Raw genomic sequence first — 13,612 nt, 5'->3', positions numbered from 1 at the left:
TTGTATTTATAAAATATTTATCAAAAATGCTTGTAAAAATACTCAAACCCCACTTTTCGTTTTTTGAAAAGTGGGGTTTGTCGACGGTCTGAAGCCCTAAAGTTTTAACTTTAGGGCTTTTTTGTTTAAAAATTTAAAAAGAGGAAATAATTTAAATAAAAGCTTTTAAGGTGGTGATTTAATGCAGGATAAACAAAAAATAGAATTATTTAAAGAATATATGATACAAAATGGTTTTGATAGAGATAGAATAGAGTTTAATTTAAAAGTAGTAAATTCTTTCGTAGATAATGCCTTGTGTTTTTTTGATAAAACTTTGGATACCTTTGATAATTTTGTTTTTGATGAATTTACTGATAAAATTTCTTTAATTGATGATGAGTTTGGAGGAAGAGAAGGGATACCCCTTATTTTAAATGCTATGATGGATCTTACGGAATTTTTAAAAGAAAAAAAGTTTATAAAGGGTGGGAAAATAGCTTATTACAGAAGAATGTTTTCTAATTCTAACTATTATCTTGAAAAATATGATATGTTAAAAGGCAAAAAAAATGAGGTAAAAGAAGTTATAAAGAACTATTTAAATGATGATTTTATTAAACGAATAATAAAGATACTGGATAATGTCTATGTGCTGGATTTTGATACTATGAAATTGATAGACAGCTTGTTAAATGATGTGCCGCTAAATAATGTTGATGTTAAATTTGTTGATTTTTTAAAAGATATATTGATTGATTTTGAATTTTTAGAGGCAAAAAATTCATTTATTAATGCTACTAAACTAGGTAGAATGATATCAAGGCTTGAGCCAGAAGAAAGATATGCAATTATTTTTTATAATGTTTTTAATAAATTTAGAGATTTTGTGTATACTTTGTTTTCAATATTTAGTAAAAATGATTTTATAAAAATTACTTTAAAAACTAATAAATTTGATAGTTTTATTAATCTTAGTGATGAAGAAAGATTGAGTATAGCATTGAAAGGTGAATTAAATAATATAATTTTTAGATTATTTTTTATTGGCCTGGGACTAATCGATGAAGATAAGAATAGAGGTTTTGTTATATATTCCTTGACTAATTTAGGTAAAAGTATTTTTAAGGTAGTAGCAAATTATTTTAATACTAGTTTAAAGGAAAATCTACAGAATATAAATGCTTACATAAAGAACAGAAACTATAAAGAAGCCGAAATTGCAATTAAAGATTTTCTTATAATTTTTGGTAAAAACATTGTGGTTTTGGATTTATTAGCTCAAAATTTTATGCTTCAAAAAAATTTTTTACAAGCTTACGAAGTTTTAAAGTATGCGTATGATGTATCAAATAAGAAAAGTAAATATATAAAAAGAGTTATATATCACTTAATTTTATGTTGTAAATATCTAAAAAGAAAAGAAGAAGAAAAAATATATGAAACCAAGTTAGCTGAATATATGTAGGGAGATGATTAACTTGATAAGAAAAAAGATGTTAGAAAGTAATATGGTTGCTATTGTAAAAAATCAAGATGAGAGTGCAGCTTTAAGAGAAGCTATTAGTCTTTTGCCTTTTAATGGATTAATAAATAATAATCATACTGTTACTATAACTGCGAACCTAGTTAATTTAAATTCTCCTCAGCAGGGAGTTATAGTTGGACCTCAAACTTTAAGGGAGCTAATTAGAATAATTAAAGGTCAAAATCCTAAAAGAATAATTGTTGCAGCAGGTTCTGGAGGAGCAAATACCTTTGATGTTTTAAAAGCCTATGGTTATGATAGCGTTATAAGTAGCGAAGGAGTTGAGTTTTGTGATTTAAATGTTGGAGAATTTGTAGATTTATCTTTGCAACATGATATAGTAAAAACTACTAAAATAAATAGATTGATTTATGAAACAGATTTTTTGATTTCATTTACTCAACTAAAAATTCATGAAGAAGCTACTATGTCGGCTTCTATTAAAAACGTGGCTTTAAGTTGGCCGCCAGCGTCAATTCATGGATATCCTAAGAAAAATTTAGGAATTCATGAAGACCTTCATGGATTTATTTATGCTTTTGCTAAAGAAGTTCCAATAGATTTGTCTATTGTAAGTTTAAATCCTGCTATGATAGGAACAGGGCCATCGAAAGGAAAAGCTGTTCATAGTGGATTTATAGTTGTTGGATTTGATGCAGTTGCAGTTGATACTATATGCGCTAGGCTTTTAGGTTTTAGACCTCAAGCTATAAATTATCTGTTTAGATTGAGTAAAGATAAAATAGGGGTTAGTAATATAGAGGATATTGATATAAAAGGGATAAAACTTATTGATGCGGAAAAACAGTTTTCTTTACTTGCATATGGTAAAGAATTTGCAATAGATGAGTAAAAGGCTGCATAGTGCAGCCTTTTAAAATTAATATGAATATTTTCTTAAGAGTTTTTGTTTGGTTTTCCAAAGTTTTAAAGATAAATCAACATAATATTTATGAGGATTTTCAAATCTTAAAACTTCTTCCCAAAGGGTTTCTATTTCTTTTAAGCAGTAATTTCTTATTTCATGAACAGAAGGACTTTTGTATATGCATTTACCTTTATCAAAAATTTTTACGAGTAGTTTTCTTGCTGTGTAGTTTTCAAGAATTTTTGATTTCCAAGTAAATATAGGATCAAATATTTTAAGGGGCTTTGACTCGTCAATTTCTTCATTTGCAAAAGTTATCAAGTCTGCTATGGCTTTATTTGTATTTTTGTCATATAATCTATAAACTTGTTTAAATCCCGGGTTAGTAATTTTTTCAGGGTTTTCGCTTATTTTTATTTTTGGAATTATTCGTCCGTTTTCTTCTACGGCAACTAATTTATAAACTCCTCCAAAGACTGGCTCAGATTTAGCAGTTATTAATCTTTCGCCAACTCCAAAGCTATCTATTTTTGCTCCTTGAGCTAAAACATCTCTTATTATATATTCATCAAGGGAATTTGAGGCTATTATTTTACAATCGCTAAAACCAGCTTCATCTAGCATTTGTCTTGCTTTTTCAGATAGATATTTTATATCACCACTGTCTATTCTAATTCCTTTTGGCCTATATCCTCTAGGTAAAAGTTCTTCTTTAAAAACTTTGATAGCATTTGGTATTCCGGATTTTAATACATTATAAGTATCAACAAGAAGCAGACAATTATCAGGATATGTCCTTGCCCATGCTCTAAAGGCTTCTAGTTCATTGTCAAACATTTGAACCCAACTATGGGCCATAGTTCCAACTGCAGGTATTCCAAACATTTTTTCGGCAATAGTATTGGCTGTTGCTGCACAACCACCAATATAAGCAGCTCTAGCTCCTAGTATTGCTCCATCATAACCTTGTGCTCTTCTTGAGCCAAATTCAAGAACTGGACGTCCCTGCGCAGCTCTAACTATTCTATTTGCTTTTGTAGCTATAAGAGATTGATGGTTTATTGTTAGTAAAACCATAGTTTCTATAAACTGTGCTTGTATTATAGGTCCTCTTACTATAATTAAAGGTTCATTTGGGAATACAGGTGTTCCTTCAGGGATTGCCCAAACATCACACTCAAATTTGAAATTTTTAAGATAATCTAAAAATTCCATGCTAAAAATTTTTTTGCTTTCTAAAAATTTAATATCTTCTTCTGTAAATTTAAGATTATTTAAATAATCAATAAGTTGTTCTAACCCAGCTATTATGCTAAAACCTCCACCATCAGGAACGTTTCTAAAAAACATATCAAAATATGCTATTTTATTTCCAAGGCCATTTTTTAAATATCCATTTGCCATGGTAAGTTCATAAAAATCTACTAATAGTGTTAAATTTCTGTCGTCTTTCCAATTGATCATTCTGATACTCCTTTCAAGGCACTTGAAAAAATTATACATTGACTATATTATTATTATATTATAGCAAATTATAAAATAAGCTGAAAGGGGAATAGCATGGTATCAATAAAAGAAGTAAGAAAGAGATTACCACAAGAACTTCAAGATAGCTTATATGAAAATTTTGAGCCAGGTATAGTTGATAAAATATTTTATGGAATGGCTTATGAAAAATTGACTACCTTAAGAGTAAATACTTTAAAGTATGATATTTTAAGTTTAATTAATTTTTTAAAAGAAAACAATATTAAATTTGATAGGGTAAAGTGGTATAGGGATGCTCTTATTATAAAAAACGCGGATGAAAGGGATATAGAAAAGTTTAGCATATACAAAGAAGGATACATATACCTACAAAATTTATCAAGTATGATTCCTCCTCTTATTTTAGAGCCTAAAGAGGGTGATAAAGTTTTAGACATAGCTGCAGCTCCTGGAAGTAAAACTACTCAAATGGCAGCCATGATGAACAATAAAGGCTTTATACTTGCAAACGAAGTGGATAAAATAAGGGCAGAGAGGTTAAAATATAATCTAAACTTGCAAGGGGTTAAAATAGCAGAGGTTAGAATAGGAAAAGGAGAAAAAATAGGTGAAGAATATCCTGAATATTTTGATAGAGTATTGTTGGATGTTCCGTGTAGCGGAGAAGGAATAATAAATGTTAGTGAACCTAAAACATATAGGGGATGGAGTTTAAAAGAAGTTGAAAAATTATCAAGACTTCAAAAAAAATTATTTGAGAGTGGATATAAAGCATTAAAACCTAATGGTATAATGGTATATTCAACCTGCACGTTAAATAAAAAGGAAAATGAAGAAGTTATAAATTGGGCTTTAGATAATTTTAACATTAAGATATTATCTATTGAAAAATTTGATAGCAACTTTTTAAATGGTTTAACAAAGGGATTAAATGAGGAATTAAAAAAATGCATAAGGGTAATACCTAATCAAATTTATGAAGGTTTTTTTGTTTGTAAAATACAAAAAAAAGATTAGGGAATTCCCTAATCTTTTTAATTGATTAATTTATTTAGTTCGTCTTCATATATTGTTTCGTTTTCAATTAGATATTCAGCTAACAGGTTAAGTCTATTTATGTTGTTTTGAATAAGATTATATACTTCGTTGTACAATTCATCTGTAATATCTTTTAATACATTTATTATTTTTTCATTATTTATTAAATTATTTTCTTCTACAATGCTATAATTTAAAAATCCTGTGTTTTCAATCATTCCATATTCTTTTATCATGTTTAATAATATACTTGTAACTTGTTTAATGTCAGAGTATGCCCCTGTTGTTATATTTTCTTTTCCAAAAATCAACTCTTCTGCCACCCTACCTGCCATGGCAATTTTTACCTGATTCAATAGGTCCTTTTTAGTTTTAAACATTTTATCTGGAGGTATATTTAAAGTATATCCTCCTGCTCCTTTAGTGCTAGGGATTATTGTTACTTTTTTTATTGAAATTTCTGGAGCTATTAGTTTTGTTACAAGGGCATGTCCAGCTTCGTGATATGCGGTTATTTTTTTATCTGTTTTGGTTATATGGCTTCTATCTTTTTTTTCAAAACCAGCTACCACTATATTAAAAGCTTTTTCAAAATGGTCATAGTTTATATACTCGCTTTCTTCTTTAGCAGCTATGATAGAAGCTTCATTTATAAGATTTTCAAGTTTTGCACCTGAAAAGTATGGTGTCATTTGTGCAATTTTATATAGATCTACTTCAGAAGATATGGGTTTATTTTTTGCATAAAGTTTTAATATTTCATATCTAGCTTTAATATCTGGTAAATTTATCTCGATGTGTCTGTCAAATCTTCCAGGTCTTAATAGGGCATCATCAAGAACATCTAATCTGTTTGTTGCAGCAATTACAATAATTCCTTCACTATCTTTGAATCCTGACATTTCTGAAAGCAATGCATTTAATGTTTGGTCTCTTTCATCTGATCCACTATCAGCTTTTAAACTTCTTTTTTTTCCTATTGCGTCTATTTCATCTATAAATATTACTGCTTTGCCTTTTTCTCGCGCTTTTTTAAACAAGTCTCTTATTCTTGCAGCTCCTACTCCAACGTATACTTGAACAAAATCAGAACCGTTTACAGCAAAAAAAGGAACGTTTGCTTCATTAGCAAGAGCTTTTGCCAGAAGCGTTTTTCCAGTTCCTGGAGGACCATATAATATAACTCCTCTAGGGAGTCTTGCATTAAATTTTGAAAATTTTTCAGGATTTTTAATAAAGTCTACTAGTTCTAACATGCTTTCTTTTGCTTCTTCATTTCCTGCTATATCTTTAAATGTTATTTTGTTAGAGCTTTTGGATATATATTCTATATTCGATAAAGATGAGATTGTTGACTGACTTTTTACTTTTTTTGAAGCTAGTCCTAATATTAAAGCCGATAAAATTCCAAAGGCGAGAATACTAGCTATGCTGTTTAACAAATTTCCATCATTTTCTTTAACCCTTACATTTTGAAGTAATAATTTTTCTTTGAAATTATTAATTCTTGGATTTTCAGTGTAAAATATTTTACCATCTTTTGAAATAACTTTTATATATTCAAAGTCGCTTAAATATACGGTATCTATTTTATTTTGTTCTACCATGTTTATGAATTTTGAATAATTTATTATGTTTTTTTTGTTTTGATTTTGCTTGTAAAAGTAAATGCTAATAGTTAAAATAATAAATATTAAAAATGTAGGAATTATTATCAGGTTTATTTTCTTTATCTTGTTCATTTAACCACCTCATTAATATAGTTTACATAATATTTTACATTTTAATTGATTTTATGTAAAATTTATTACATATATATTTCCATGTAAATTTATGTAATAACAGGGGTGATATTAGTGAAAAAGGAAGTAATTATTTACACAGATGGTGGGTGTAGGGGTAATGGTAAAGAGGAAGCTGTAGGAGGATATGGTGCTGTGCTTATTTACAAAGATAAGGTAAAAACTATAAAAAAAGGATTTAAAAGGACAACTAATAATGTTATGGAATTAACTGCAGCAATTGACGCATTGTCTATGTTAAAAGAACCTTGCAAAGTAAAGCTTTATAGTGATTCGGCGTATCTTGTTAATGCTTTTAATAATGGCTGGGTTGAAAAATGGCAAAAGAATGAATGGAAAACGTCCAGCAAAGAGCCTGTTAAGAATAAAGAACTTTGGGAAAAACTAATTGAGCTTTCAAAAATACACGAGATAGAGTTTATAAAAGTTAAAGGACATGCTGATGATGAATTAAACAATCTATGTGATAAACTTGCAAATGAAGCTATGGATGAAATAGAAAAAGAGTGATAAATGCAATTTTTAATTTACAAAAATCTCATTGTTGCAATTTATAATGCAAATGTGTAAAATAATAATAAGCGTTAATATATTTAAGGGGGAATAGTAAATGTCATTGTATGAACATTTAAAAAGGATGAATTTAGTTAATTTAGGAAATGTATATCATAATTTACCTGCAGCAAAGCTTGTTGAGCATGCTATAAAAAGAGGAGAAGGAGTTATTACGGATACAGGTGCTTTAAATATAAACACTGGAAAATATACAGGAAGATCTCCTCAGGATAGATTTATAGTTGATTATCCTGAAATACACGGAATGATAAATTGGGGTAAAGTTAATAAACCTATAAGTCCAGAAACTTTTGAAAGAATTTATGCAAGATTAACAGCTTACTTACAAAAAAAAGATATATATGTATTTGATGGATTTATTGGGGCTGATAGAAGGTATACACATTCTGTTAGGTTTATAAATGAACTTCCAGCGCATAATTTGTTTGTAAGACAATTATTTATTCGTCCAACACAAAAAGAACTTGAAAATTTTATTCCTCAATTTACTGTAATAAGTGCGCCTAATTTTAATGCTATTCCAGAGCTTGACAAAACAAATTCTGAAGTTTTTATAATACTAGATTTAGTTAAAAAGATTATAATAATTGGTGGAACCCACTATTGTGGAGAAATGAAAAAATCTATGTTTACTGCTATGAATTTCTTGCTTCCACAATCCAATGTTCTTCCTATGCACTGCTCAGCTAATATGGGAAAAGATGATGATGTAGCTTTATTTTTTGGACTTTCAGGCACAGGAAAAACAACATTATCAGCAGATCCAGAAAGAAGACTTATAGGTGATGATGAGCATGGATGGTCAGATGATGGCATTTTTAACTTTGAAGGTGGATGTTATGCAAAATGTATTAATCTTTCAAAAGAAAAAGAACCTCAAATTTATGAAGCAATAAAATTTGGTTCTTTATTAGAAAATGTAGTTGTAGATGAAAATGGTATTCCAGATTATTCGGATAATAGATATACTGAAAATACAAGGGCCGCATATCCTATTGAATATATTCCAAATGCTGTTTTAGATGGAGTTGCAGGTCATCCAAAGACAATACTCTTTTTAACAGCAGATGCTTTTGGAGTGTTACCTCCTATTTCAAAATTAACAAAGGAACAGGCTATGTTTCATTTTATATCAGGATATACAAGCAAATTAGCAGGAACAGAAAGAGGAATTGTTGAGCCTCAAGCTACTTTTTCATGTTGTTTTGGAGAGCCTTTTATGCCGATGAATCCATCAGTTTATGCAAAGATGCTTGGTGAAAAGATAACAAAACATAATGTTAATGTTTATTTAGTAAATACAGGTTGGAGCGGAGGACCATACGGGGTTGGAAAAAGAATGGACTTAAATTATACAAGAGCCATGGTTAGAGCGGCTATAAATGGAGATCTAGAAAAAGTAAAATATGTTGAGCATCCTATTTTTAAAGTTTTAGTTCCAAAGGAATGTCCTAATGTTCCATCAGAAATATTAAATCCTATAAATACTTGGCATTCAAAGGATGAATATAATAGATATGCTAAAGAATTAGCTATTAGATTCTATGAAAATATTAAAAAGTTTAGAGATTTATCAAATGAAATAATAGAGGCGGCTCCAAGTGTTTTGTAATATAAAGCTAGAAAGGCCCTAAGAAGTATTTTACTTCTTAGGGCCTTATATTGAATATTTTTTGTTTAGGGTTTACAATAAAAATATATATTAAACAGGGAGTGCTGCCTTATGAGAATAAGAAAAATAGAAGTTGGAAACTCTAAAAATATAGTGCCTATGGAAAAGTCAAAGGTAGAAAAAGATTTTTCGCTGGCATTAGATCTTGCAAATAAAGAACAAACCGAGGAGCAGCTGCAAAATTTATTAAAGGAGATAGATTATTTAGGAAAAAGACTTATTTCAACAAGAAGCTTGGAAGATGCAAGAAAATATAAAGCTAAAATTCAAGAATATCTATCTTTTGTTGTAAAAAATATATATATTTTAAAAAAGGAACCTGGTCCATTTAACTATGGTTTGCACATAAAGATTGAGGTTATAAATAAAAAAGTAGATGAGTTGACTAGAGAGCTTTTAGAATCTCAAAAAGAAATAATGAATTTAGCTGATAGGATAGAGGAAATAAAAGGACTTTTAATAGATGTTTATAGATGATTTTACGTCTTTACATTTCATCTTGGGACTGTCAAAAGTGCCTTCAAGTTATCTTGAAGGCACTTTTTGTATATTTTTTATTTTTTTTGCTTAAAATAATAATGGAGGTGGAAATATGCAAGAAAATAAAGAAAAAGAAAAAAAGGATGTTAGTTTGATTGGGCTTATAGTAAAGTTTTTAGTAAATGCTGTTATACTTGTAATTGCAAGCTTTTTAGTTCCAGGGTTTAGAGTAGCTGGTTTTGGAACGGCTATTTTAGCTGCGATTGCGATTTCACTTTTAGATTATATAATAGGATTAGTTTTCAAACTTGATGCTTCACCTTTTGGAAGAGGTATAGTGGGATTTTTAATTTCAGCAGCCATAATTTATTTAACTCAATTTATAGTAGCAGGAGTTGCAGTAACTGCATGGGGTGCTATTTTAGCAGCTTTAGTTATTGGTATATTAGATATGATAGTTCCTACAGATGTTTTTTCACAAATGTCTTAAAAGCTTAAAAAATCCATAAAGGTTTTTCCTTTATGGATTTTTTGTTTAATGTGATATTTTTTATGTCAAATGATGTATATTATATTTCAATAAATTAAATTATATGCTATAATATATCCAGAAAAAATAATATGGGGGTATATTATGGAAAAGTTTGACATTGCTATGGGGATTGTTAGGGTAACGGAGGCTGCAGCGCTTGCTTGTTCTAAGCTTTTAGGGAAAGGTAGTATTGAGCAAGTAGATATAGCAGCTGTTAATGGTGTAAGGCATGCTTTTGAATTATTACCTATAAAAGGTAGAGTAATTATTGGAGAAGGAGAAATAAATAAGTCTCCTATATTATATATTGGTGAAAAAGTTGGTCAATGGAAGGATGGACAGGTTGAGTATGATATAGCTATTGATCCTATTGATGGAAATATACTTGTAGCTAAGGGAAGACCTAATGCTATAAGTGCTGTTGCTATTTCACAAAAAGGAAATATTTTTAGAGCTCCTCAAATTTACATGAAAAAGATTGCAGTTGGCCCAAAAGCAAAGGGTGCTATTGATTTAAATGGGGACCTTGAAACTAATCTTAAAAACGTAGCAGAAGCTTTGAATAAGGATTTAAAAGAGTTAACTGTAATGATACAAGATAGACCAAGACATGAAGAATTTATAAAGAAACTAAGGGAAATTGGAGTTAGAGTAAAAATATTTGGAGAAGGTGATATTGCCGCAGCTTTAGCTACAGCTTTTGAAGATACTGGAGTTGATGTATTATATGGAATAGGTGGAGCTCCAGAAGGTGTATTGGCTGCTGCAGCTTTAAAATGTTTGGGTGGAGAGATACAAGCTAAACTATTGCCTCAGAATGAAAAGCAAATATTAATGTGCAAAAGAGCAGGAATTGATGATGTCGATTGTGTTTTAACTACAGATGATCTTATAAAAGGCGATGATGTATATTTTGCAGCTACTGCTGTTACTGATAGCGATCTTTTAAAAGGAGTAACATATAAAGGAGATACTGCTTATACACATTCAGTTGTAATGAGATTAAAAACGAAAGTTATAAGGTTTGTAGATGCGGTTCATAAATTAGAAAAAAGTTTAATTAATTATAAAGAAGAATTTTAGGCTGTCCTTTACGTGGACAGCCTAATTTTTAATAATTTCATTTTTACTATATTTATTTAAATAAATTTCTCTCATTTTTTCTACTTCTTCTATTGCAAGGGGTTTTGGCATTCCTATTTGAGTTGCTAAAATATATATTTTAGCAGACTTTTCTAATATTTGACAAACATTAAAGGCTTCCTTTAAATTTCTGCCTAGGGATATTGCACCATGGTTTGCAAGAAGAACAGCATTTTTGTTTTCTAACACCTCAATTATATTTTCTGCCAGTTCTTTTGTTCCTGGGAAGGCATACTTGGCACATGGAACTTCGCCACCAATTATCATAGCCATATCTTCTATTATTGCCGGTATGTTTTTTCTTGTAACTGCAATAGCCGATGCATATATGCTATGGGTGTGTATTATTGCATTTACATCCCTTCTGTGTTTGTATATTTCTACATGTGCAATAAGCTCAGTAGATGGGGCATGTTTACCATCTATTATATTACAATTTAAGTCACAAATTACTATATCTTCCTCTGAGAGCTTCTCATATGGTATTCCGCTTGGGGTTATTAATACTTTATCTTCAAAACGAGCGCTTATATTTCCCCATGTTCCTACTACTAATCCTATTTTTTTTATTTCTTGACCGTAGTATATTATTTCTTTTTTAAGGTTTTGTATATCCATTATCTCACCTCATAATTTTGATGTTTTCTTCATAGGGAGGATAGATTATTCCCCTGTCTGTTATTATGGCAGTGATATTTTCATGAGGAGTTATATCAAAGGAAGGATTAAATACTTTTACATTTTCAGGAGCTATTTTAACATCAAAAATTTTTCTTACCTCATCATGATTTCTTTCTTCTATTGGTATTTCATCTCCGTTTTTTATATTCAAATCAAACGTAGAATATGGTGCTGCTACATAAAAAGGAATTTTATGAGCCTTTGCTAAAACAGAAAGAGCATAAGTTCCTATTTTATTTGCTGTATCTCCATTAGCAGCAATTCTATCAGCCCCAACTATAACCGCATCTATAAGTCCAAGCTTCATAACGTATCCTGCCATGTTATCTGAAATTAATGTCACATCTATGCCATCGTTTAAAAGTTCAAAAGTAGTTAATCTTGCGCCTTGTAAAAGAGGTCTTGTTTCATCTGCAAAAACTTTAATATCTTTTCCCATTTGTTTTGCACTTCTTATAACCCCAAGAGCTGTTCCCCATCCTGCAGTTGCTAGAGCACCTGCATTACAATGGGTTAAAACTGTACACTTGTTTGGAAGCAAAGAGGCGCCATATTCTCCTATTTTTTTATTTAATTCAAGGTCTTCTAAATAAATTGAGTTAGCTTCCTTTTCTAAGGTTTCAATTACTTTGTTTAAATCAGATTTTAATGAAGAATAAAACTTATCTTTCATTCTATTTAATGCCCAAAATAGGTTAACTGCAGTTGGACGAGTAGATGCAAGAGTTTCGAATACTTTTTGCATATTTTTTTCATATTCAGTAGCATTATTAGAAAAAACTTCTCTAGCGCCAAGAACTACACCATACGCTGCTGCAATACCAATAGCAGGGGCACCTCTTACTACCATATTTTTTATAGCTTCTGCTACTTGAAGATATGAAGTGCATTCTATGTATTTAACTTCTAAAGGTAAAAGTCTTTGATCTAGTAAACTTAATTTAAATTTAGACCAGATTATAGAATTCATATATACTTCCCCTTTACTTTAAACTTCCAAGTTCTAAAGTAGCATTTTTACAATTGCAATTTCTAGCATAAGGAATACCTTCAATGGCTGTTAAAAATAATTTTTTAATGTTTTCTGTCATTGATGCCATATTATCCATAACTTCTTTATGGGTTAAAATTGATTTTGATATACCAGCAGCATAATTAGTTACCATTGCAACAGTAGCATAGCATAAGTTGGCTTCTCTAGCAAGAACAACTTCAGGGAAATTAGTCATGCCAACAACATCAGCACCTAGTATTTTAAACATTTTTATTTCTGCTGGAGTTTCAAATCTTGGGCCTTCTGTGCACACATATGTTCCTTTTTCGTTAAAATTAATTTTTAATGATTTACAGGACTGTATTAGTATATTTCTAAGTTCAGGGCAATATGGTTCAGTCATATCAATATGTACTACCCCGTTGCTTCCATCAAAGAATGTTGATGGCCTATTTTTAGTAAAATCGATAAATTGATCTAAAATTATAAAAGTTCCAGGAGATAGCTTTTCAGATAAAGAGCCTACAGCTGCAGTTGCAAGAACTCTTTCAACATTTAGTAGTTTAAGAGCATATATATTTGCAAGGTAGTTAACTTTATGGGGTGGCAATTTGTGATTTTTACCATGTCTTTCAAGAAAATAAACAATGGCTTCAGAATGTTGACTTTCTAATAAGGTTACATTACCGTAAGGTGTGCTTACTTCTATTTCTTTTGAATTTTTAAAGATATCTGGAGAATAAACTCCAGTTCCGCCTATTATAGCGATACGTTTCAAAATATTTCACTCCTTTAATATTTACATAAATGTTTTTTTTCTTTAGTATATAA

At 29.8% G+C, this 13,612-nt stretch carries 13 protein-coding genes; 8 read left to right on the top strand and 5 right to left on the bottom strand.

The features are described 5' to 3' along the window. The first annotated feature begins 181 nt into the window (after positions 1-181). Together C4R78_RS06445 and C4R78_RS06440 are read left to right on the top strand one after the other, a co-directional pair. The gene (locus C4R78_RS06445) at positions 182-1,447 is read left to right on the top strand and encodes a hypothetical protein (protein ID WP_103896261.1); all 1,266 of its coding nucleotides are present in this window, start codon (positions 182-184) and stop codon (positions 1,445-1,447) included. A 4-nt stretch (positions 1,448-1,451) separates the two neighbouring features. After that, positions 1,452-2,360, top strand: coding sequence for a DUF362 domain-containing protein (locus C4R78_RS06440; protein WP_341456812.1), 909 nt, complete (start codon positions 1,452-1,454; stop codon positions 2,358-2,360). 27 nt (positions 2,361-2,387) lie between these two features. Here the strand turns inward: C4R78_RS06440 and C4R78_RS06435 are convergent, their stop codons facing one another. Next, positions 2,388-3,839 carry a nicotinate phosphoribosyltransferase gene (locus tag C4R78_RS06435; RefSeq protein ID WP_103896259.1) on the bottom strand — a complete coding sequence of 484 codons (1,452 nt, stop codon included), beginning with the start codon at positions 3,837-3,839 and terminating at the stop codon, positions 2,388-2,390. Between the two features lie 96 nt (positions 3,840-3,935). Between C4R78_RS06435 and C4R78_RS06430 the strand changes: the two genes are divergently transcribed. Then, the gene (locus tag C4R78_RS06430) at positions 3,936-4,880 is read left to right on the top strand and encodes an RsmB/NOP family class I SAM-dependent RNA methyltransferase (RefSeq protein ID WP_103896258.1); all 945 of its coding nucleotides are present in this window, start codon (positions 3,936-3,938) and stop codon (positions 4,878-4,880) included. Between the two features lie 17 nt (positions 4,881-4,897). Here C4R78_RS06430 and C4R78_RS06425 read toward each other — a convergent pair whose 3' ends face one another. Continuing rightward, a complete protein-coding gene (locus C4R78_RS06425) occupies positions 4,898-6,643 on the bottom strand; it encodes an ATP-dependent metallopeptidase FtsH/Yme1/Tma family protein (protein WP_103896257.1) in 1,746 nt (581 codons plus the stop codon). Positions 6,644-6,757: 114 nt separating this feature from the next. Here C4R78_RS06425 and rnhA point away from each other — a divergent pair, with 114 nt between their 5' ends. The 5 genes from rnhA (at position 6,758) to glpX (ending at position 11,046) form a co-directional block, all read left to right on the top strand. Further along, positions 6,758-7,213, top strand: coding sequence for a ribonuclease HI (gene rnhA / locus C4R78_RS06420; protein ID WP_103896256.1), 456 nt, complete (start codon positions 6,758-6,760; stop codon positions 7,211-7,213). A gap of 100 nt (positions 7,214-7,313) precedes the next feature. After that, complete coding sequence (gene pckA / locus C4R78_RS06415) at positions 7,314-8,891, top strand: phosphoenolpyruvate carboxykinase (ATP) (protein WP_103896255.1); 1,578 nt, start codon at positions 7,314-7,316, stop codon at positions 8,889-8,891. A 111-nt stretch (positions 8,892-9,002) separates the two neighbouring features. Beyond that, the gene (locus tag C4R78_RS06410) at positions 9,003-9,428 is read left to right on the top strand and encodes a YaaR family protein (RefSeq protein ID WP_103896254.1); all 426 of its coding nucleotides are present in this window, start codon (positions 9,003-9,005) and stop codon (positions 9,426-9,428) included. Positions 9,429-9,543: 115 nt separating this feature from the next. Then, positions 9,544-9,921 carry a phage holin family protein gene (locus C4R78_RS06405; protein WP_103896253.1) on the top strand — a complete coding sequence of 126 codons (378 nt, stop codon included), beginning with the start codon at positions 9,544-9,546 and terminating at the stop codon, positions 9,919-9,921. Positions 9,922-10,065: 144 nt separating this feature from the next. Then, positions 10,066-11,046: a class II fructose-bisphosphatase gene (glpX, locus tag C4R78_RS06400; protein ID WP_103896252.1), complete on the top strand. Its 981-nt coding sequence runs from the start codon at positions 10,066-10,068 to the stop codon at positions 11,044-11,046. A gap of 21 nt (positions 11,047-11,067) precedes the next feature. On the opposite strand, the gene C4R78_RS06395 is transcribed toward glpX, so the two are convergent. Genes C4R78_RS06395 through mtnP form a run of 3 tightly spaced genes read right to left on the bottom strand, consistent with a single transcriptional unit; the run spans position 11,068 to position 13,559 of the window. Beyond that, positions 11,068-11,724 carry a class II aldolase/adducin family protein gene (locus C4R78_RS06395; protein WP_103896251.1) on the bottom strand — a complete coding sequence of 219 codons (657 nt, stop codon included), beginning with the start codon at positions 11,722-11,724 and terminating at the stop codon, positions 11,068-11,070. A gap of 4 nt (positions 11,725-11,728) precedes the next feature. Continuing rightward, positions 11,729-12,757, bottom strand: coding sequence for an S-methyl-5-thioribose-1-phosphate isomerase (gene mtnA, locus C4R78_RS06390; protein WP_103896250.1), 1,029 nt, complete (start codon positions 12,755-12,757; stop codon positions 11,729-11,731). 13 nt (positions 12,758-12,770) lie between these two features. Further along, positions 12,771-13,559: an S-methyl-5'-thioadenosine phosphorylase gene (gene mtnP, locus C4R78_RS06385; RefSeq protein ID WP_103896249.1), complete on the bottom strand. Its 789-nt coding sequence runs from the start codon at positions 13,557-13,559 to the stop codon at positions 12,771-12,773. Positions 13,560-13,612 lie beyond the last annotated feature (53 nt).

The sequence above is a fragment of the Caloramator fervidus genome (genome assembly GCF_900108045.1).
Taxonomy (GTDB): Bacteria; Bacillota; Clostridia; order Clostridiales; family Caloramatoraceae; genus Caloramator; species Caloramator fervidus.
The sequence above is the reverse complement of the archived record's forward strand: the minus strand, read 5'-3'. Positions and strand labels throughout refer to the sequence as shown.